The organism is Aeromonas sp. R1-1 (assembly GCF_040908495.1).
Lineage (GTDB): Bacteria > Pseudomonadota > Gammaproteobacteria > Enterobacterales > Aeromonadaceae > Aeromonas > Aeromonas veronii.
Genome location: NZ_JBFODV010000208.1, coordinates 24,863 through 44,941, shown reverse-complemented (window position 1 = coordinate 44,941; position 20,079 = coordinate 24,863). Strand labels below are relative to the sequence as shown.

The window sequence follows — 20,079 nt, the reverse complement described above, 5'->3', positions numbered from 1 at the left end:
TTCAAGTGGACAGCTTTCTGTTATACGCCCTCGCGGCCGGTCTCGGCATCGCCCTGCTGGCCGGTCCCCTCGGTAGCTTCGTGGTATGGCGCAAGATGGCCTATTTTGGCGACACCCTCTCCCACGCCTGCCTGTTCGGCATCGCGCTGGGCATCCTGCTGCAGGTCGATCTCACCCTGGCGGTGGTGGTCTGCTGCCTCGCCATGGCGATGCTGCTGGTGATCATGAGTCGCAACCAGCAGGTGGCCACCGATACCCTGCTCGGCATTCTGGCCCACAGTGCCCTGTCCCTCGGTCTGGTTACCTTGAGTTTTATGGATAACGTGCGGGTGGATCTGATGGCCTACCTGTTCGGCGACCTGCTCTCGGTACAACCGATGGATCTGCTCTGGATCTACGGCGGTGGCGCGCTGGTACTGCTCACCCTGTGGCGACTGTGGGATCCCCTGCTCTCCATGACCATCTCGGAAGAGCTGGCACGGGTAGAGGGGATCCGGGTCGATTTGCTGCGCTGCGTATTGATGCTGCTCATCGGGCTGGTGATTGCCGTGGCGATGAAGTTTGTCGGGGCACTGATCATCACCTCCCTGCTGATCATCCCCGCCGCCACCGCCCGCCGTTTCAGCCAGACGCCGGAGCAGATGGCGGGCTTTGCCGCGCTGATTGGCTGCCTCGCCGTGCTGGGTGGATTGACCCTCTCCTGGTATCAAGATACTCCGGCAGGGCCTTCTGTCGTCGTCTGCGCCACCAGCCTGTTTGTGCTGAGCCAGTTCAAAAAAGCCTGATAACCCGGGCAATTACAAGGGCATGCTCTGGCGTGTCTCCATCACCAGCCACTGGCGCAATCGGCTGATGGCGGGCTCATGGGCCCGCGAGCGCTTGCAGGTAAAGTAGAAGGCATCCCCCGTCTCCAGCTGGTGTACCGGCAAGGCCACCAGCTGGGGATCATCGGGCCGCAGCATGTAGTCATTCACGAACGCCACCCCCTGATCCCAGGCCGCCGCCTCCATCGCCAGCAGCACATGGCTGAAATGGTGCATCCGCGCCTCGTCCGGGATCACCAGCCCGCCCGCCTTGGCCCAGCGCTGCCAATCCTCGCCCCGCGCCTTGTAAATGGACTGAACCGACAGCAATGGCAACTGCCAAATGGCCTCAGGCCACTCCCCGCTGACCTGCTGCAACAGGCGGCGACTGCAGACCGGAAAGAGCCGTTCCTGATAGATAAGATCGTGACAGTAGCCACGCCCGTGGGGTGAGACTGTGATAAAGCAATCCGCCACCCTATCGGAGAGTTCGGGGTCTTCCGCCACCATCTCCAGACTCAAATCCAGCTCGGGGTAGAGCTGGCGCAATCCCGCCAGGCGGGGGATCAACCACTTCACCGCAAACGAGCTGTAGACCGCGAGCCGGACTCGCATCTCGCCACCACCACGCAGCTGTTCGCTGCTTTGGGCAATCTGGCTGAGCCCGGCGGCAATACCTTCGAAGTAGCTCTCCCCCTGTGGAGTCAACGAGAGCAACCGCCCCTGACGCAGTAGCAAGCGCTCACCCAGAAAATCCTCCAGCAGGCGGATCTGGTGGCTGACCGCACTCTGGCTGACGTTCAGTTCAAGGGCGGCACGGGAGAAGCTGAGCAGCCGGGCCACTACCTCGAAATATTGCACCGCACGCAGAGGAGGAAGCTTCATTATCTAAATATCTCATGAGTGGTCATTTTTTATCATTTTACTGGATATCAACCGGCACGCTACCCTCCGCTCATCTGAAGTGGGAGGTGGTATGAATGCAGTAGGGATCGGCATCCTTTATCTGGTGCTGGGCAATATGGTGGCGGTTTTTTCCGATGCACTGGTCAAGGTGCTGGAGCCAGATCAGCCCATCTTCCAGTTTGTCTTTTTCCGCCAGCTCTCGGCCGCCATTCTGCTGATGCCCTGGCTGCTCTGGTCATGGCGCCGCAACCCACCGGTGGCCATCAAGTGGCACCTGCTGCGGGCCCATATTTGGGCGGTCGGCGTCTGCCTGATGGTGGTGGCCCTCACCCGCTTGCCGCTCGCCACTGCCAATGCCCTCTTCTATGCCGCCCCCCTGATGATGGTGCCGCTGGCAGTGTGGATGGCGGGGGAAGCGATCTCGCGCCAGAAGGTGCTGACCGCAGTCATCGGATTTATCGGGGTTTTGATCGTGCTGCGCCCGACTGAAGTGAACTGGGCCGCACTGGCGGCGCTCGGGGTGGCGCTGTCGATGGCGCTCAACAATCTGCTGATCAAGCGGATCCCGCACAAGCAGCCCATCGCCCAGACCCTGTTTTTCACCAACGTGCTGAGCATGCCCTTTATCCTGGCGCTGGCATTGTGGGAAGGGGGCGACTGGCAGTGGCAGATGTGGTGGCCCGCCTTCGGCTCTTCGGCGCTGATCATGGTCTATGCGGGATTGTGCGTGGTGGCCTATCGCAAGGCGGAGGCGAGCAAGATCGCCTCGGCGGAGTACACCGGTCTGCTGATGGCGGTGGCCATCGGGGTGTGGCTGTTTGACGAGCAGCCCGGTCTGCCGCTGCTGCTGGGCTGTATCTGCATCGTCCTGCCGCTCATCGCCATGGCGCGCAGCAAGCCAAAACCGCTGGCCGAGCCAGCGGTTTAAACGCTCAGGGTCGTTCCAGCAAAGGGGCGACCCTTTGCTGCAGATGGGGGACGATCTCCTGCTCGAACCAGGGGTTCTTCCTGAGCCAGAGGGTGTTGCGTGGGGAGGGATGCGGCAACGGCAGCCAGCCGGGGCCATAGTCGGCCCAGCTGTGCACCGTATCGGTGAGCGATCCCTTGGCTGCCCCCCGCAGATAGTAGGCTTGTGAATATTGGCCGATCAGCAGGGTCAGCTCGATATTGGGCAGCAGCATCAGCACCTTGTCGTGCCAGGTGGGTGCGCACTCGGGTCTGGGTGGCAGATCGCCGGATTTTCCCCTGCCGGGATAACAGAGCCCCATCGGCATGATGGCGATGCGGGATTGGTCGTAAAAGGTGGCCTTATCGACCCCGAGCCACTGGCGCAGCCGGTCACCGGAGGGGTCATCCCACGGGATACCGCTGGCATGCACCCGGGTGCCAGGCGCCTGACCGATGATCAGCAGGCGGGCACTCTCGGCCCCGCGGATCACCGGACGAGGCCCCAGCGGCAGATGAGCCTCGCACAGACGGCAGGCCCTGATTTGCTCAAACAACTTATCGATTCGCTGCATGACGTTGATAGTACCAGCATTTCCCTGTTTTCCCTCTTGTGGAAACAGGGCGCGCCCCCTACTATCGCCATGGATGTTTAATTTAATAAACGGATAATAATGAAAAACTGGCTAGGTACCGGCACCGCGACCCTCTCCTTCATCCTGTGGGGGATGCTGCCGCTCTATTATCAATTCATGCCCGAGGTCAACATGTGGGAGCTGATCTCCCACCGGGTGCTCTGGTCTGTGGTGCTGCTGGGTGCCCTGTTTTTGCTGCTTGGCCACAAAGTGCCCTGGGCACAACTGCGCAGCGAGCCGCGCCAGCTCGGCCTCATTCTGCTGGCGGGTCCAGTGATGTCGATCAGCTGGTGCATGTTCACCTGGTGCCTCACCACCGGACAGGTACTGACCACCAGCCTCGCCTTCTTTATGACCCCGCTGTTCAATATCGTATTCGCCGTCATCTTCCTCAAAGAGCGGCTCACCCCGCAAAAGCATCTGGCAGTCGCTCTGGCACTGGCGGGTCTCGCCTACATGCTCTTCTGCTACGGCCAGCTCCCCTGGTTCTCCCTCATCATGGGGGCCAACTTCGCCTGCTATGGCCTTATCAAGAAGAAGAGCCACTACGACACCGGCACCAGCCTCTATCTGGAAGCCATGGTGCAACTGCCCGTCGCGCTGATCATCATCGGCACGCTGGCATGGCACGGGGAAGGGGCATTCGTGAACGGAGATCTGGCTGACAAGCTGCTGCTGATGGGCAGTGCGCCCGCTACTCTGCTGCCGGTGGGGCTGTTCTGCTATGCGGTGGCGAGAACCCGGATGAGCACGGTGGGGCTGCTGCAATATATCGAGCCCAGCCTCGCCTTCCTGCTCGCCATCTACTGGTTTGGTGAGGCGCCGGACCCCATCAAGGCAGTCGGTTTCGCCTTTGTCTGGGCAGGTCTGCTGGTGAGCCTGTTGCCACTGCATCGGCTCAAGCGCCGCCCTCAGGGCGTACCGCGATAGGACTCCAACACCTTGTGCCAGCGGGGATCCCTGTCCATCTGCTCGGCGATGTCGTTGAGGGTGGCATGCAGCTCGGGACGGGATTTGGGCAGCAGGATATGGCGGGTATAGCTGGATTGAGGGAAGGGCGAGATAAACAGCTTGCCCTGATAGTGCTGTGAGTCGATGAAAAAGCCCAGCGATGAACCACTCACCAGCGTCACATCAATGCGGCCGCGCACCAGCAGCTCGAGGTTGGTCTTCACCTTCTTGGCATCCTGACGTACCAGCTCCCCGCGGCCAGCTGCATCATCGATCCCCTGATAGCGGTAGCCCTCCACCCCGCCAAACACCAGCCCCTTGAGGGAGTCTGGCCCGCGATAGGTGACCGGGTTGTCAATGTTCGAGACCAGCTCGTTGGTGTCGCGCATCACTGGGAAAGTCCAGAGATAGCGCTCGCGATGGGGATCCCCCACCCAGGCGGGATTGACCCAGACCACCAGACCGTCAAAGTCGGGATCCGCCATCTCCAGCGCCAGTCGGGCGCGATTGACCAGCCAGAGCTCGATTCTGGGTTCACCCCCCAGCTTTTCATTGAGATACTTGACCAGCTCGCGGCTCAGCCCTGCATCCACTCCGGTGTTGAAGGGGGGATGCTGATGGTAATCGTAGAGACGGATCGTCTCCCCCAGAGCCGGGACCGACAACAGTAACCACAACCAAAACCAGACTCTCATCGCACCTCCTTGAGCTGCCTCTGAGTTTGGCACAGAGAATTTGAATGAGAGAACCCGCGACCACCACACCGGCACAGCAACCATCCGCCCCTTCCCGCTGGTCTGTCTATATGGTGCGTACTGCCACCGGCCTGCTCTATACCGGGATCAGCACGGATCCGCTGCGCCGCCTGCGCCAGCACCAGAGTGGCAAGGGCGCTCGCGCCCTGCGCGGCAAGGGGCCACTGACGCTGGCGTGGCAACAGGAAGTCGGCGAGAAGGGGGTGGCCCTGCGCATCGAATATCGCCTCAAGCAGCAGCCGAAATCCTTCAAGGAGCAGCTGATCCACAGCCCGGTACTCTGGCAGAACTGGAGCCACCAGTGGTTACCCGCAGCCACCCAGCCTTGAGGACGACAGGCAAAAAAAGGCCACTCTATGAGTGGCCGGAAAGGGGAAATCAGGGAGCATCACACAACGTCTTGCACAATCTCAGGCGGGTTAGAGGTAAGTATTGGAACGCTTGCTGCGGTTGCTGATCAGCCAGCAAACCGCCAGCACTAGCAGCAACCAGGGAGCCAGCTTGATGATCAAAGCAAGCATGCCACCCAGCGCCCCAAGCAGCACGAACAGGCCGCTCACCAGCAACATGGCTACCAGGGTAAAACCGGTCAGAGCCATGACCAGCAGCACCACCAGCAATATGAAAAATTCCAGCATAACTTGCTCCTTATCAGTACCTTCTCTGCCGGCTGATCAACCCTTCGGTCAATCCAGCCAGCGCTTCAATTCATAACGGGGCGGCATCACCAGCACCGCCAGCAGATAGGCGGCCAGTGCCAGCGGCGGCATCAGGATCAGGGCGAGCAGTGCCACCACCCGCACCGTGACTCTGGAGACCCCCAACCGCCTGGCAATACCGGCGCAGACCCCGGTCAGCTTGCGATGCACCAGATCCTTGGGCCAGGGGCTCATGATTACACCTCCGCCTTCTGGCCTTTGAGGCGAGCCAGCTCGCGCTCGATCTCGTCATTGAGCTCCAGCTCGCGGAACTGGGCCTCCAGCGAGGGATTCTGCCCCAGGGTGGCCGCCTCCAACTGGGCTTCCAGCTGATCGACCCGGCCCTGAAAACCATCAAAGCGCGCCATCAGCTCATGCATGCGCTGGTTGTCCACCTGGGCGCGGGCACGAATGCGGCTGTGGGCCGTCTGCTCGCGCAGGGTCAGCAGTTTCTGCTTCTCGCGCGCCTCGGTCAGCTTGGCAGCCAGCCGTTCGCTGTCGGCGGTAAGTTGGGCCAGCACCTCGGCGACCCGGGCCTTTTCCTGCTCCAGCTGTTCACATTTTTTGACCTCCGCCAGCTTCTCGGTGAGGGCGGCACGGGCCAGATCCTCACGCCCCTTCTGGATGGCGAGCTCGGCCTTGGCCGACCACTCCAGGATCTGCGCCTGCAACGCCTGCTGGTGACGCTCCAGCTGTTTCTGTTCGGCAATCACGCGGGCGGCCTGGGTACGCATCTCGACCTGCACCTGCTCCATCTCTTCGATCATCAGGCGCAGCATCTTCTCCGGCTCTTCACTCTTGTCGAGCAGGCTGTGCAGGTTGGCATTAATCACGTCGGTCAGGCGGCTGAATACGCTCATGGTCTGGCTCCTTGTTGATGGGATGGCTATCTCTTCCCATAGCATTACAAGAGCCGTGCCAAGAAAAATTATTGTTGTTTTACAGATAGATGGGAATTTACTAAGGAAAGTCAAGAAGCGTTTATTGGTGAAAATAGCCAACCAAGTGGTTATTTTTACCAACATAAATCTCTCATTAATGTTTGTACTCAACATGAGCCCGATCGTTACTTATTCGCTGGCGATCTCGATGGTCACATGCACCAGCTCTTCATGGATCGCCAGCCGCTCGCGGATCTGTTGCGCCGGTAGCGGATTGACCATCAGCAGAGAGAGCACGCAGGCATACTGCTGCTGACCTACCCGCCAGACGTGCAGATCGCGGATATCAGTGCCCGGCAGCTCGGCGATGACCTCGCGGATCTCCGCCACCAGCGGGGTATCCATCTCGGCATCCAGCAGCACCCGACCAGAGTCGCGCAACAGACCCCAGGCCCACACCGCGACCAGTCCGGCACCGACTATGCCCATCAGCGGATCCAGCCAGTCAGCGCCCCACAGCATGCCCCCTACCAACGCCAGAATCGCCAGCACGGAAGTGGCCGCATCCGCCAGCACGTGGATATAGGCGGCGCGCAGGTTGAGATCCTGATGGCCGTGGTGATCGTCATGGTCATGATGATGATCGTGGTCGTGATGCTCATGACGGTGGTCATGCCCATGGTGATGGTGGCCGTGATCATCCTTGAGCAGCCAGGCACAGGCGAGGTTTACCAGCAGCCCCACCAGCGCGATAGCGATCGCCTGTTGATAGTGGATCGGGCTGGGATCGAGCAGCCGGAACACTGACTCGAACAGCATCAATCCGGCCACTCCCACCAGTAACAGGGCGCTGGTGAAGCCACCCAGCACCTCGATCTTCCAGGTGCCGAAGCTGAATCTGTGGTCGCGGGCGAAGTGGCGTGCGGCGCGATAGGCCAGCACCGAGAGACCAAGCGCCAGCGCGTGGGAGCTCATGTGCCAGCCATCCGCCAACAGTGCCATGGAGTTGTAGAACCAGCCGCCGCCAATCTCCGCCATCATCATGATGACGGTCAGCAATACGGCCCAGCGGGTCTTCTGTTCGGCCAGCGGATTGCCCTCGTGGATGACGGGTTGATGGCAGTGTGATTGAGCGAGGGATGACATGGATTTCTCCTGAGAGCGATGATGCAATATACTATACCCCAGTATAGTTTTATTGATCGAGAGGATCCGTCATGTCCCACACCATCCACGACAAGAAGAAGCTGCTGGCACGGGTGCGCCGCATCAAGGGACAGGCCGGTGCGCTGGAGAGCGCGCTGGAGCAGGAGAGCGAGTGCGCCGCCATTTTGCAGCAGATCGCCGCCATCCGCGGTGCCGTCAACGGCCTGATGCTGGAGGTGCTGGAAGGGCACATGCGCGAACACCTGGGCGCCGAAGAGGCGACCCACGCCGAGCGGCTGGAGGATCTGGATCAGGTAGTGCGGGTCTTGCGATCCTATCTGAAGTAAGGCCTGAGAATGGGGCTGCGGGCAGCCCCGCATCATCCCGTTTACAGCAGACCAGTGTCGGCCCGCCAGCCCTGCCCCTTTCTGACTTGAGCCCTCGCCGGCTTTACGCCATGATGAGCGCCGATCATTGATCGCCATACTCTGGATTCCATTTCGCAAGGACCCCCCATGTTTGAACACGTCGATGCCTATGCTGGCGACCCCATCCTGACCCTGGTCGAGACCTTCCACAAAGACACCCGCGAGCAGAAGGTGAACCTGGGGATCGGCCTCTATTACGACGAGCAGGGGCGCATTCCGCTGCTGCCGTCGGTGCAGCAGGCCGAAGCCCAGCGCGCAGCCGCCCCGGCCCCGCGCCCCTATCAACCGATGGAGGGTGCCGCCAACTACCGCGCCGCAGTGCAACACCTGCTGTTTGGTGCCGACCATGAAGCGGTCAAGGCGGGACGTATCGCCACCATCCAGACCATCGGCGGCTCCGGCGCCCTGAAGATCGGCGCCGATCTGCTCAAGCGCTACTTCCCGACCTCCGAGGTGTGGGTCAGCAACCCGACCTGGGACAACCACAAGGCGATGTTCGAGGGAGCCGGCATCAAGGTGCATGACTACCCCTACTACGATGCGGCCACCGGCGGCGTGCAGTTCGATGCGATGATCGACTGCCTGAGCACTCTGCCGGCCAAGAGCATCGTGCTGCTGCACCCCTGCTGCCACAACCCGACCGGGGTGGATCTCTCCCGCGCTCAGTGGGATCAGGTCATCACGCTGGTGGTCGAGAAGAACCTGATCCCCTTTATGGATATCGCCTATCAGGGCTTCGGTGACGGGCTGGAAGAGGATGCCTACGCCATTCGCGCCATGGTGGCCGCGGGCGTCAGCTTCTTCGTCAGCAACTCGTTTTCCAAGAACCTCTCCTTCTACGGCGAGCGCTGCGGCGGCCTGTCGGTCATCTGCAAAGATGCCGAAGAGGCAAGCCGCGTACTGGGGCAGATGAAGGCCACCGTGCGTCGCAACTACTCCAGCCCCCCCACCCACGGCGGTCAGATCACCGCGGCGGTGATGAGCCAGCCCGCGCTGCACGCCATGTGGGTCGGCGAGGTGACCGAAATGCGCACCCGCATCAAGGGAATGCGCCAGAAGCTCTATGAGGTGCTGAGCGCCAAGGTACCGGGCCGCGATTTCAGCTACTTCATCAACCAGCGCGGCATGTTCAGCTACACCGGCTTCACCCCGGAGCAGGTGGATCGCCTGCGCGAGGAGTTCGCCGTCTATCTGGTGCGCTCCGGTCGTATGTGTGTGGCAGGCCTCAACAGTCGCAACGTTGACTATGTGGCCGACGCTATGGCCGCGGTGCTCAAGGGCTAATCAGCACCAGCCCCGCTTTGGCGGGGCTTTTTTTGTCTGTTGCGTTCACAGTCACCTCTTGATGGGTCTGCTCACCCTCCCCCTGCTGTGAGAGAATGCCAACGGGTCACGCTGAGTCTCCCTGATTCCGAGCCTGTTTATTTCATCTACTTATCTTCAGGAGCCACTATGGATCTGATCGCTCTCTCTCGGCTGGGAGGTCGCCATCTGGTCACCCTGCACCTGCTGCTCGACAACCAGAGCGTCACCCGCACCGCCGAGCGGCTCTGTACCACCCCCTCCACCGTCAGTAAAACCCTCAACCAGCTGCGGGATCTGCTGGGGGATCAACTGCTCTACCGCCAGGGCAACCAGCTGCTGCTCACCCCCATGGCCGAGCGACTGGCCCCGACCCTGCACCGGCTACTGGGGGAGCTGAACGGTCTCACCCGCCAGAACGCCTTCAACCCGCAGCAGTGGCAGGGCACCTTGCGACTGGGATTGCGCGAGAGTGTGATGACCTGGCCGGTGGGCCCCATTCTGGGTCAGCTGATGAAAGAGGTGCCGGGCATGGTGCCGGAGATCTGGAACAAGGATGAGCAAGGGCTGGAGGCGCTGGCGGCGGGCAAACTCGACTTCGTGATCCTGCCCCATGATCAGAGCCAGCCGTTGCCCCGTCAGCCGGGGCTGGTGTGGGAGACCCTGCGGGAGGAGAAGCTGGTCTGCCTGCTGCGCAAAGATCACCCTGCGCTGGCCAAGCCCTGGGATCTCGATGCCTACCTGAGCGGGCGCCATATCGCCATTCGGGATCAGGAGCTGGCCAACCCCTTCTTCGAACAGAGCCTGGCCCAGCAGCAGGGACGCCGCCAGATTGGCGCCACCCTGCCAGACTTTTCCAGCGCGGCGGCCCTGCTGCCCCAAACCGACCTGATCCTTACCGCCATCGGTGGCTGGGCAGCCTGCATGGCCAGTCAGCCGGACCTGGTAATGCGTCCGGCCCCGTTCGATTACGGCAAGGTAAGCCACAGCCTGGTCTGGTACGGCCCGGCCGGTGACGGCTCGGCCCGCCACTGGTTCCGCCAGCGGATCCTGCAACTGGGTCGCGAATTGATTGAGCCCTGAGCCGGACGACAACGAGAAGAGATTGATGTTTCACCGCGGCGAAACATCAACGGCAAGTAGGGACTAGGGACGTTTGGTATAGATGGGGCTGGGGAAGGAGGCGACGTTGCTGCCCAGATCCGTGATGCGGGCAGCCCCCTGCTTTTTCACCTGATCGATGCGCAGCACCTGATGCATGGGAATAAGGGTCTTGCGCACATCGGCAAATTCGCTCTTGAGCTTCTCGTGACTGGGATCGACGATAAGCGCCGTATGGTTGTCCCAGACAAAGTCGGCAATCTCGATAAAACCGAACAGCTGGCCCTGATTGACTTCGCGCACATAGACTTCGTAGCGCTCGCTGTGGCAAATAAACTGAACCCGATATAACGCCTTGCTTTCACTCATGATTATCTGTCATTGAGGGGTAAGAAGATGGCCATTATTCTAGCCGCCGTTCTCGCCCCCTCCAATAGACAGAAATCACAGTTGCGGCCTTTCCATGCCGCACCTCACACCATGACGGTCACCGGATGACGCAGCCACTCAGCCCATCAAAGCAGGCAGTGACACCGGCCCCAGCCCCGCTGTGCGCAAGCGGCTGGCCAGCTCTTCCAGCTCGGTATGGCTGGCCTCTGGCCATTGCGCGGCCTCCCCCCGCACCCCGTGATGGCGAAAGCCGTTGATGCGGATGGGCACAGGCCCAAGCTGCTGCAAGAAGGCGGCAAGATCCGCTTCCAGCTCTCCACTCGCATCCAGAAAATCACTCTTGCCCGGCACATGGAGCAGCCGCAGTTCGGTCAGCTTGCCGTGGCGTGCCAGCAGTTGCAGCGAGGCCAGCACCCGCTCGCGGCCATAGCCGGTCAGGGAGAGATGTACCGAGTCACGCCACCCCTTGAGGTCGATCATGGCGCCGTCGAGCTGCGGCAGCAGCCGCTGCCAGCCAGTCTCCGCGAGCGAGCCATTGCTGTCGAGCAGACAGCTGAGATGGGCCAGATCCGGCGCCTCCTTGATGGCGCGAAACAGGGCCGCCACGAAAGGAAGCCGGGTGGTCGCCTCGCCGCCGGAGACGGTAATCCCGCTCAACAGCGGGCCGTAGCGGCGCAGCAGCGCCAGCACCTCGGCCACCGTCATGATGGCGGTCTTGGGGTTGGCACTGCGGGGGCAGGCATCCAGACAGGCGTCGCAATCGGTGCAGAGCGCCGCCTGCCAATGAACCTTGCCCTCGCTCATGGCGAGGGCGCCGCTCGGACAGACCGCAAGGCAGTCACCGCAATCGTCGCACAGCCCGATGGTGTGGGGGTTATGGCAGCCGGGGCAGCGAAAGTTGCAGCCCTGCAGAAACAGCACCAGCCGGTTGCCCGGCCCGTCGACACAGGAGAACGGCAGCACCCTGCTCACCAGGGCGCTGCGTGTTGGCAAAACATCAGCCATCAGGACGAACTCAATACTCGCAGATGGTCGACTCGTGGGCGACCACTCGCGGTGCCCGCTGACGAATGGCGGTCACTTCACTCGCCTCGGCACCGAGACAGGTGGTCTGCAAGCGCGATCCCTCCTCTGCGAAGCGAGCCACGTCGCTCTTGCGGATCATGTAGCCGGTCACCCGCACGAGATCGCTGTCGGCCACGTTGGCGGTGAACTCACGCATGCCGATGGCGAGCGCCCCCTTGCAGAGCTGCAGCAGCGCCTGCGGGTTCTGACGTATGGTGGGATCCAGGGTGAGGATCTCGCTGATCCCCGAGTGGTAATAAGTGTGGTGCGGCGCCAGCGCCAGCACATGGCTGGCCGGATCCGGCTCATGGCCGTAAGGAATGCGCACCCCGGGGGTGACGGCCACATCGATGCTGAGGCCACCTTGCGAGTGCAGCAGGGCGCGACCACCCCAGGCATGGGTTTGCGGCGTCGCAGTGACATATTCCGAGAGCTGGGCCGAGATGCGATAGCCAAGCTGGTTCGCCTCCTCGCCATGGCCGTAGCGATCCGGCAGATTCTCTTTATCCATCAGGATATTGACCGCTTCCGCCATGCCGTAGATACCGAACATGGGGACGAAACGATCCTCATCCAGCAGCCCCTCTTTCACCAGGAAGCTGTCGAAGAAACCGGACTCCTCGTGGAGGAATGCGGCCCGCGCTTCGATCAGCTGAGAGGCCAAGCGGCAGTAGTGGGGCAGCAGGCAGCCGAGGAAGTCATCGATCCCCTGACACTGCTCGGCGACCCGCTTAAGGGAGATGCGCACCAGGGTATTGGCGCCACCGGCCTGCGGCAGGGCGTTGTAGCAGCTGACGATGCCAAAGCCGCGATTGTCGAAGGTGTCGCGGTGGATCGGGTAGTTGGCGATGTGCGGCTTGCTGCACTCGGCGATGTTCTTCACCGCCTGCAGCAGCAGATCGTCCGGGGTCTGCTCCGGATCGTGGAAGAAGGTGAGGTTCGGCGCCACCTGCTTGAGCTCGTTGTCGATACGCAGGATCAGACGGCAGATGCGGTTGTCATCCGGCCCGATGTTGACGTGCATGAAGGCGTCCGGCAGCACCCGATCCAGATAGACCCAGAACCCCTTCAGCTTGCGATAGAGGGTCTCGTCATCCAGTTCGCCAACAAACGGCAACAGCAGATGGTCGAGCCGCCCCAGCCAGACCGGCATGCCGGTGACGGAGGGGACATGGTGATAGAGGATGCGCAGGGCGTTGAGCGCCTCGTCGAAATCCTGCGGCGCCGCCAACTCCAGCCAGGCAGAGCCCTGAGTCAGGAATTTTTCATAGTCCGGCAGTACATAACGTGGCTTGTAAGGGGCGTGCCCTTCGAACATGTCGCAGATAAATCCCTGCGCCATCGCCTCGGCGACTGCGGCAGGCAGGTCGGGGTAGGGCAACGCATTCTCGGCGGCCAGCGCCAGCGCGTGGCTTTTCTGGGCGGCGGAGAGATGGGGATCGCGCACGATGCGCTGACAGGTTTCGATCAAAGACATGGGACACTCCTTCACGGATAGAACCCATATCCTCACCATTTGCAGGCTTTTTTTGAAGTGACATTCATGACATGACGGATGTCGAATAATGACATCCATTACACAAGATCACGGCTCGCGCTTCACAAAGGCAAGAGCTCGGCTATACCTCCCAGCCAGCGCAGCAGAAAGAAGCCCCCCCATTCCGCCCACCACCACAACCAGAGTCGGCAGCCGCAACAGGGTCAAGAGCATCACCCACAGGGTGGCAGTCAGGTAGTCAGGATCCCAGTCAAGACCTATCCCCGGCTCGTAGCTAAAGACGATGGGCAACCAGATTGCAGCCAGCACCGACTGGGCCGAGAAGCCGAGAAACGCCCCCATCTCGGCACCCGGCTGATATCGGGTCAACCGAGAAAAGAAGGCGAAGCGGTTGAAAAAGGTGATCAGGGCCAGCAGGCCAATCATCAGCCAGCTCACGCTACCTCCTCATCCGGTGCAACACATAGCCCACCACCATGCCAGCCAGAGCCGAGACGATGATGTGGATCTCCGCCAGCAGCGGCTTGGTAAGCAACGCTGTGCCGCCGCTCACCAGAGTGGCCGCAACCATGGGCAAGTTTTTCATGGCGGGAATGGTCATGGCGATGAAGGTGGCCGCGATGGCAAAATCCAGCCCCATGCTGTCCAGTCCATCGATGTACTGGCCGGCCGCGATGCCGAGCAGGGTCGCCAGATTCCAGAACAGATAGAAGACGAATCCCGCGATTAGCGCGTAGGCCGGATCAAAGTGGCCGCTGCGCTCCCGGTCTTTCAGCGCCACAGCGAACATCTCATCAGTCAGGAAAAAAGCAAGGCTGGCCCGCCAGCGCAGGGAGAGCGGCAATACGTCACGGCGGAAGGTGAAGCCGTATAGCAGATGCTGGGAAGTGATCACCATGGTGGAGCCCATGATGGGCAGCAGGGGCGTGCCCGCCCCGAACAGGGTCGTGGCCGAGAGCTGGGCGGCTCCGGCGTAGACCAGCAACGACATCAGCTGAGCCTGAAGCGGACTCAGCCCTGCCTGCAACGCCAAAGCGCCACACAGGATCCCCCAGGGGATCACCGAAATGGAGAGCGGGAGCATATCCAGTGTGGCACGCCACCAGAGCATCCCCGTTCGCTCGGGCACGCTCGTTACTGACATCATGTGATCTTCCTTGTCACAGCCAAAGCGAGCCGAAAAAACTAGCACGGGACAGCAAGCGCTGTCACGTCATCACTGGCGGGAAATAAAACGCCCGCGGAGTCGCGGGCGTGCACAAGGGGATCAGGGCTCGATGACGATGGGCGTACCCGGGTCAACGGCGTCCCACACCTCATCCAGCTCGTGATTGAGCATGGCGATGCAGCCATTGGTCCAGTTGGAGGGCTGAACCCTGCGGTTGCCAATGCTGTTGCGCTGGCCGTGGATCATGATCATGCCACCCGGACGAACACCCAGCTCATTGGCGCGCTTGATGTCATCCAGGTTCGGATAGTTGATATGGATGGCTTTGTAGTAGCCGGAATTGGTCTTCTTGTAGTCGAGGGTGTAGCGCCCTTCCGGCGTACGCTGATCCCCTTCCTGCTGCTTGTGCCCCTTGGGTGCCGGGCCCAGAGCAATCCAGTAGCGCTTCAGTTCCTTGCCATCCTTCATCAGGGTCAGGCTATAGGTCGACTTCTTGACCACCACCAAATCGGCTTTTTCGGTCAAGGCAAAACTCAATGCGGGCCAAAGCCCCAACAAACACAGTAATACGGCTCTCATTCCATCCCTCGACAAGCCTCTGGTGCGGGCTTTTCTTGTTACCAGATCATCTGAACGATGCCCGCCGAGCGGCGAGCGAGCGCCATGATATTGGATCGCCATCAATACTCAATATGCCCGGCAAAACATATCTTGCCGCAGCAAGGCCATCTTCCTTGAACGCCCTCATTTGGCATTGGTAATTAACAGTTAAAACAACAAGATACAAAAAATTATCGCGCTGGCACCCGGGGCAATGATCGGCGAAGATAACACTCCACTCCCCGACAGGATCATGCCATGCGCTCTTCGTGCCGCCTCGCCACCCTGCTGTTCTCGCCACTCCTGCTCTGGCTGCCCGCCAGTGTCGCCGCCGATGCACTCTGGCTGCGCGAGCCCGCCCTCTCCCCCGATGGCAAGCAGCTTGCCTTCACCTGGCAGGGGCGCATTTTTGTCGCCAGTGCCGAGGGTGGCCCCGCTACAGCGCTCACCGGCAGCGACTACCTGAGCCAGCGGCCAATCTGGTCGCCGGATGGCAAACAGCTCGCCTTTGCCGCCAATCTCTACGGCAACGAAGATGTGTTCGTGGTACCCGCCAACGGCGGCGAGATGGTGCGCCTCACCCGCGATTCGCGCACCGATCTGCCGCAAGCCTTCAGCGCCGATGGCAAACGGCTGCTGCTGAGCAGCCAGCGCCTGGGGGCGCCCGATGCCGACCATTTTGTCGCGGAAGGCTACCAATGGGGCGAGCTCTACTGGACCCCGATCACCGGCGGCACCTTGCAGGCCGATCTGCCGCTGCCTGCAACTCTCGCCCGCCCCCACGGAGAGCGGATCGCCTATCAGATGCCCGCGGTGGATCAACCCTTTCGCAAGCATCAGCACTCGTTCGCGGTGCCCCGTCTCTGGTTGTTTGATGGCAAGCAGCACAAGCAGCTGACCGAAGATCGGGTGGCGGCTACCGATCCGGTCTGGAGCGACAAGGGAGATACCCTCTTTTACCTGAGCGAGCGCAGCGGCGATTTCAACGTCTGGCGCCGGGATCTCGCCAGCGGCAAGGAGCAACAGCTGACCCACTATCAGGGCCATCCGGTGAGGGGGCTCAGTGCCTCTCGCAATGGTGATCTGGTCTGGTCATGGCTGGGTGAACTCTATCGCCTCGATGCCGGTAGCAGCGAGCCGCGCAAATTGACCCTCACCCCGCAAGTGGCGAGCACGCCAGATGAGGCGAGCGAGACCTTGACCCTGGCAGACGAAGCGCTGGTCAGCGAAGAGGCGGACGAGCTGATCCTGGTGAGCGAGGGCAACCTGTTTGCCGTCGACCCCGAGCGGGAGCGGGTGCGCCAGCTGACCCGCGATCCGAGCGAGCAATCCAGCCCTCTCTTCGCCGAGCAGGGGCGCGCCCTCATCTATCTGTCGGAGCAGCAGGGGCACGCCGCCCTCTATCGCCTGCGCAAGGGGGATCCGGATCTGCTGTTCAGCGATCCCGGCACTCTGACCGAGAGTCTGCTGCTGGCCATTCCCGACAAGGGGATCAGCCGTCCGGTGCTCTCCCCCGACGGCAAGCAACTCGCCTTCGTGGTGGATGGCCAGGCCATCCACCTGCTGGATCTGGCGAGCAACAAGCAGCAGGAGCTGGTGCCTGCCAGCTTCAACCCGTCGCGCCACGAGGTGCATCTCGCCTTTGCCCCCGACTCCCGCCATCTGGCGCTCACCTTCCGCCCCGATGCGGCAGAGCAGGAGATCGCGGTGATCGACACGGCCAATTCCAAGGCCAAACCGGTCAATGTCAGCCTCAACGGCTATCAGGATGGGCAACCGGGCTGGAGCCAGGATGGCGCCATCCTCTACTGGCAATCGACCCGATTTGGCGCACTGGGGCCCGATGGCGAGCCCCTCGTCACCAACCTGCTCGGCATTTACAGCAGCCGCGCCGCCAGAGCCGATGCGATTGCCGAGCTGGAGCCGCCGAAAGGGGGATACGGCTTTGAGAGCGATCGTCTCAACCATCGCGAAGCGCTGCTGCTGCAACCCACCGGTACCCTGCTCGCCAGCCGCATCATCGGCGACCAGCTGATCTATCTGGTGGAGGAGATGGGGGTCAACAGCGAGAGCGAGATCAAGGGCTACAGCCAGGATCTGCGCAAAGGCAAAACCAGCGAACTGTTTGGCGAGCAGCCCGGCCCAGCGCTGGCAAGCCTCAACCAGCAGGGCACCCTGGCTACCCTGGTGCGGGATGGGGAGATCACCCGGATCCACCTCGACTCCGGCGAGGCCACCAGCGCCCCCTTCGCCTTGCAGCCCACCAGCCGCTGGCAGGAACGCATGACCGCCGCCTTCGATCAGATCGCCCGACTCACCCGGGACGAGTTCTATCTGGACGATATGAACGGGGTGAACTGGGATAGCTATGTCGCCGCTTACCGCCGCCTGCTGCCGGGCATCGGCAACCCGCGGGACTTTGGCAACCTGTTGGCGGAGCTGGCTGGCGAGCTCAATGTCTCCCACACCTGGGGCAGCGGCCCCGCCCCCTTCCCGCGCATGGCGGACGAGACCGCCAGCCTGGGCGGCTACTGGCAGGATGGCGAGCAAGGGGTGATGCTCACCGCCCTGCTCTCTGGCGGCCCGCTGGATCAGGAGAGCGATATCGCCCCGGGCGCCCGCCTGCTCGCCATCAACGGCAGCCCGATTGCCAATCTGGCCGAGCTGGATCGAGCCCTTAACCATCAGGCCGGTGCCCGGCTCACCCTCACCTTCCAGCAGGAGGGCAACAAGCAAACTGACGAGGTGGTGCTCACCGCCATCGACAAACAGCAGGAGTACCAGCTGCAACAGGATCGCTGGATTGAGAAACGGCGGGAGCTGGTGGCTAGGCTGAGCGGAGGACGGGTCGGCTACGTCTATCTGCCGGCAATGAATAGCGAGGTCTACGATGCGGTGGTGGCGGATGCCCTCGGCAGACAGCGCAATCGCGATGCGCTGATCGTCGATGTCCGCTTCAACAGCGGTGGCTATCTCGCCAATACACTGGTGGAGTTTCTGACCGGCAGCAGCAGCGCCAAGGGGATGGCCAGCAGCTGGCCCCGTCAGGGCAAGGGGGAAACCGATGCCGCCACTCGCCAGTGGACCAAGCCTTCGGTGGTGCTGGTCAACGCTGGCAGCTACTCGGAAGGCTCCGCCTTCCCCGAGTACTACCGTGCCCTCAAGGTCGGCCCCATCGTCGGCGATCCGGTGCCCGGCACCGGCACCATGGTCTACAGCCACGACTCTAGGCTGATCCCGGGACTCTCCTACGGCATTCCGACCCTGGGGCTGCGCAAACCGGACGGCACCTTCTACGAAAATCAGGAGCTGATCCCGGACCTGCAGGTGCCCCTCACCCCCGCCGACATGGTGGCGGGACGCGACCCGCAACTGGAAGCCGCAGTACAGGCCGCCCTCAAGCAGTTGCCAGCCAGCACCAAATAACTGCGCTCAACGAAAGCGAAACAGCTCGCGATGCAGATGCCCGTCCGGCAACAGCCGGGTCAGGGCATCTGCCATCCCCTCCGGCCCGCAAAACCACACTTGCTCGGGCGCATCCTGCGCGATGCGAGCCAGATCCAGCCGCCCGGCAGCCTTGTCCAGATGCAGCTGGTAGCGCACACCGGTGCGATGACAGAGCTCGGCCAACCGCTGGTGGTAGACGGCGCCCGCCAGATCCGGCGCGCACTGGATCAGGGTGATCCCCTCGCCCCGCTCCCCACGGGCAGCCAGCCCCTCCAGCCAGGCGACGAACGGCGTGATACCTATCCCGGCCCCCAGCCAGAGGGCTCTACCTCCCACTTGCGAGGCGACAAAGGCGCCATAGGGCCCGGTCACCACCACCCCATCCCCGATGCGCGCCTCTGCCACCAGCTGACGGGTATGATCCCCGAGCGCCCGCACCGCGATCACCAGCTGGCGCCGATCCGCCGACACCCGCACCAGGGTAAAGGGATGCGGCCCCTCTTTGGCGTCAAATTCGAAAAAGGCAAACTGACCCGGGCGGTAATGGGCGAGCGGCCTCTCCAGTTGCATGGTCAGCTCGCAGGTCTGATCCGCCAGCGCCCGCACCGCAATGACCCGGCCGGGATGGCGATCCCGCGCCCCCACTTGTCCCAGCAGGGAGTAGAGGGCCCCGATAGCACCGATCCCGCCGATCAACCAGATCGATACCCCAACAGGCGTCATGACTCCCACCTGAGGCAGCAGGCAGAGCCCGTGCCCCCACCCCGCCAAATAGATGATCGGGGCCAGCCGGTGGATCAGCCGAAAACGGCCATAACTCACCAGCGCCAGCAAGCTCACTACCACCAGCGCGATCAGCAGATAGAAACTCCATTCACCCAGGGTATCGCCAAGGGCATGGAGCGAGATGCCATTGCCTGTGCCAGCTCCAGCTGCACTGGCCCCACGCCGGGCGGGACGACTCAGCCAACCCGCCGAGACCGCCCACTTGGGGGCCTCCACCAGCAGCCAGTGAACGGTCAGTGCCAATGCGCCGCCGATGGCCGTCTGGCGGTGCAATCGCAACATCCGGTCCAGACCGCCACACCATACTTCCAACTGCGGCAAGCGCAACGCCAGCAACAGCGAAATCGCCATATAGGCCATCCCCAGCAGGCCGGTCAGTAACAACATCTCATGGCGCCAGGGCCACACCCCGTTGGCATCCCCCGCATAACCGAGCCACCAGACCCCGACCGCCAGCAGCGGCAACAGCCACCACATCCATTTGTTCGTCATAACATGCTCCCTGGTTCCATCGCGGCAGGGCCTCATCTCCCTGCTCATGGCACCATTGCACACCCGTCCGGTCACAAGACTT

21 protein-coding genes and 1 pseudogene are annotated in these 20,079 nt (G+C 62.1%); 8 read left to right on the top strand and 14 right to left on the bottom strand.

Annotated elements, in window-relative coordinates; translation table 11 throughout:
• The first annotated feature begins 5 nt into the window (after positions 1 to 5).
• On the top strand, positions 6 to 785 hold the full coding sequence (znuB, locus tag AB5Y92_RS13535; protein WP_270656555.1) for a zinc ABC transporter permease subunit ZnuB: 780 nt from the start codon (positions 6 to 8) through the stop codon (positions 783 to 785).
• A 12-nt stretch (positions 786 to 797) separates the two neighbouring features.
• Here the strand turns inward: znuB and AB5Y92_RS13530 are convergent, their stop codons facing one another.
• Positions 798 to 1,688 (bottom strand): LysR substrate-binding domain-containing protein, encoded by an 891-nt coding sequence (locus AB5Y92_RS13530; RefSeq protein WP_368226967.1) that lies wholly within the window; start codon positions 1,686 to 1,688, stop codon positions 798 to 800.
• 91 nt (positions 1,689 to 1,779) lie between these two features.
• On the opposite strand from AB5Y92_RS13530, the gene AB5Y92_RS13525 reads away from it, so the two are divergent.
• Positions 1,780 to 2,637 (top strand): DMT family transporter, encoded by an 858-nt coding sequence (locus AB5Y92_RS13525; RefSeq protein WP_368226966.1) that lies wholly within the window; start codon positions 1,780 to 1,782, stop codon positions 2,635 to 2,637.
• 4 nt (positions 2,638 to 2,641) lie between these two features.
• Here the strand turns inward: AB5Y92_RS13525 and AB5Y92_RS13520 are convergent, their stop codons facing one another.
• Positions 2,642 to 3,229 (bottom strand): uracil-DNA glycosylase family protein, encoded by a 588-nt coding sequence (locus tag AB5Y92_RS13520; RefSeq protein ID WP_247823502.1) that lies wholly within the window; start codon positions 3,227 to 3,229, stop codon positions 2,642 to 2,644.
• Positions 3,230 to 3,328: 99 nt separating this feature from the next.
• Between AB5Y92_RS13520 and rarD the strand changes: the two genes are divergently transcribed.
• Entirely contained in the window at positions 3,329 to 4,219 is an 891-nt protein-coding gene (gene rarD, locus AB5Y92_RS13515; protein ID WP_368226965.1) for an EamA family transporter RarD, read from the top strand.
• Here the strand turns inward: rarD and AB5Y92_RS13510 are convergent.
• Positions 4,201 to 4,935 (bottom strand): ABC transporter substrate-binding protein, encoded by a 735-nt coding sequence (locus tag AB5Y92_RS13510; protein ID WP_108541231.1) that lies wholly within the window; start codon positions 4,933 to 4,935, stop codon positions 4,201 to 4,203. The two genes, rarD and AB5Y92_RS13510, sit on opposite strands and share 19 nt — an antisense overlap.
• 44 nt (positions 4,936 to 4,979) lie before the next feature.
• Between AB5Y92_RS13510 and AB5Y92_RS13505 the strand changes: the two genes are divergently transcribed.
• Positions 4,980 to 5,324: a GIY-YIG nuclease family protein gene (locus tag AB5Y92_RS13505; RefSeq protein WP_368226964.1), complete on the top strand. Its 345-nt coding sequence runs from the start codon at positions 4,980 to 4,982 to the stop codon at positions 5,322 to 5,324.
• Between the two features lie 90 nt (positions 5,325 to 5,414).
• Here the strand turns inward: AB5Y92_RS13505 and pspG are convergent, their stop codons facing one another.
• The 4 genes from pspG to dmeF form a co-directional block, all read right to left on the bottom strand.
• Positions 5,415 to 5,633: an envelope stress response protein PspG gene (pspG, locus tag AB5Y92_RS13500; RefSeq protein ID WP_005335871.1), complete on the bottom strand. Its 219-nt coding sequence runs from the start codon at positions 5,631 to 5,633 to the stop codon at positions 5,415 to 5,417.
• Positions 5,634 to 5,681: 48 nt separating this feature from the next.
• Positions 5,682 to 5,888, bottom strand: coding sequence for a PspC domain-containing protein (locus tag AB5Y92_RS13495; protein ID WP_005335873.1), 207 nt, complete (start codon positions 5,886 to 5,888; stop codon positions 5,682 to 5,684).
• Between the two features lie 2 nt (positions 5,889 to 5,890).
• Positions 5,891 to 6,553 (bottom strand): phage shock protein PspA, encoded by a 663-nt coding sequence (pspA, locus tag AB5Y92_RS13490; RefSeq protein ID WP_368226963.1) that lies wholly within the window; start codon positions 6,551 to 6,553, stop codon positions 5,891 to 5,893.
• 210 nt (positions 6,554 to 6,763) lie between these two features.
• On the bottom strand, positions 6,764 to 7,720 hold the full coding sequence (dmeF, locus tag AB5Y92_RS13485; RefSeq protein ID WP_201986202.1) for a CDF family Co(II)/Ni(II) efflux transporter DmeF: 957 nt from the start codon (positions 7,718 to 7,720) through the stop codon (positions 6,764 to 6,766).
• 71 nt (positions 7,721 to 7,791) lie between these two features.
• On the opposite strand from dmeF, the gene AB5Y92_RS13480 reads away from it, so the two are divergent.
• The 3 genes from AB5Y92_RS13480 to AB5Y92_RS13470 all read left to right on the top strand — a co-directional run bounded on the left by AB5Y92_RS13480 (position 7,792) and on the right by AB5Y92_RS13470 (position 10,533).
• Positions 7,792 to 8,067: a metal/formaldehyde-sensitive transcriptional repressor gene (locus tag AB5Y92_RS13480; protein ID WP_033114018.1), complete on the top strand. Its 276-nt coding sequence runs from the start codon at positions 7,792 to 7,794 to the stop codon at positions 8,065 to 8,067.
• Between the two features lie 168 nt (positions 8,068 to 8,235).
• Positions 8,236 to 9,432, top strand: coding sequence for an aromatic amino acid transaminase (locus AB5Y92_RS13475; protein WP_368226962.1), 1,197 nt, complete (start codon positions 8,236 to 8,238; stop codon positions 9,430 to 9,432).
• 168 nt (positions 9,433 to 9,600) lie between these two features.
• Complete coding sequence (locus tag AB5Y92_RS13470) at positions 9,601 to 10,533, top strand: LysR family transcriptional regulator (protein WP_368226961.1); 933 nt, start codon at positions 9,601 to 9,603, stop codon at positions 10,531 to 10,533.
• Positions 10,534 to 10,596: 63 nt separating this feature from the next.
• On the opposite strand, the gene AB5Y92_RS13465 is transcribed toward AB5Y92_RS13470, so the two are convergent.
• The 6 genes and pseudogenes from AB5Y92_RS13465 to AB5Y92_RS13440 all read right to left on the bottom strand — a co-directional run bounded on the left by AB5Y92_RS13465 (position 10,597) and on the right by AB5Y92_RS13440 (position 15,251).
• Entirely contained in the window at positions 10,597 to 10,920 is a 324-nt protein-coding gene (locus tag AB5Y92_RS13465; protein ID WP_204385000.1) for a DUF1820 family protein, read from the bottom strand.
• Between the two features lie 138 nt (positions 10,921 to 11,058).
• A complete protein-coding gene (locus tag AB5Y92_RS13460) occupies positions 11,059 to 11,946 on the bottom strand; it encodes a YjjW family glycine radical enzyme activase (RefSeq protein ID WP_368226960.1) in 888 nt (295 codons plus the stop codon).
• Between the two features lie 10 nt (positions 11,947 to 11,956).
• A complete protein-coding gene (locus tag AB5Y92_RS13455) occupies positions 11,957 to 13,483 on the bottom strand; it encodes a YjjI family glycine radical enzyme (RefSeq protein WP_201986199.1) in 1,527 nt (508 codons plus the stop codon).
• 122 nt (positions 13,484 to 13,605) lie between these two features.
• Positions 13,606 to 13,942 (bottom strand): annotated as a pseudogene (locus tag AB5Y92_RS13450) (AzlD domain-containing protein).
• 1 nt (position 13,943) lies between these two features.
• Positions 13,944 to 14,651 carry an AzlC family ABC transporter permease gene (locus AB5Y92_RS13445; RefSeq protein WP_005348822.1) on the bottom strand — a complete coding sequence of 236 codons (708 nt, stop codon included), beginning with the start codon at positions 14,649 to 14,651 and terminating at the stop codon, positions 13,944 to 13,946.
• A 120-nt stretch (positions 14,652 to 14,771) separates the two neighbouring features.
• The gene (locus AB5Y92_RS13440) at positions 14,772 to 15,251 is read right to left on the bottom strand and encodes a murein L,D-transpeptidase family protein (RefSeq protein WP_031227763.1); all 480 of its coding nucleotides are present in this window, start codon (positions 15,249 to 15,251) and stop codon (positions 14,772 to 14,774) included.
• 279 nt (positions 15,252 to 15,530) lie between these two features.
• Here AB5Y92_RS13440 and AB5Y92_RS13435 point away from each other — a divergent pair, with 279 nt between their 5' ends.
• On the top strand, positions 15,531 to 18,698 hold the full coding sequence (locus tag AB5Y92_RS13435) for a S41 family peptidase (RefSeq protein ID WP_368226959.1): 3,168 nt from the start codon (positions 15,531 to 15,533) through the stop codon (positions 18,696 to 18,698).
• Between the two features lie 6 nt (positions 18,699 to 18,704).
• On the opposite strand, the gene AB5Y92_RS13430 is transcribed toward AB5Y92_RS13435, so the two are convergent.
• Positions 18,705 to 19,997, bottom strand: a complete 1,293-nt coding sequence (locus AB5Y92_RS13430) for a ferric reductase-like transmembrane domain-containing protein (protein WP_368226958.1) — start codon at positions 19,995 to 19,997, stop codon at positions 18,705 to 18,707.
• Between the last annotated feature and the right edge of the window lie 82 nt (positions 19,998 to 20,079).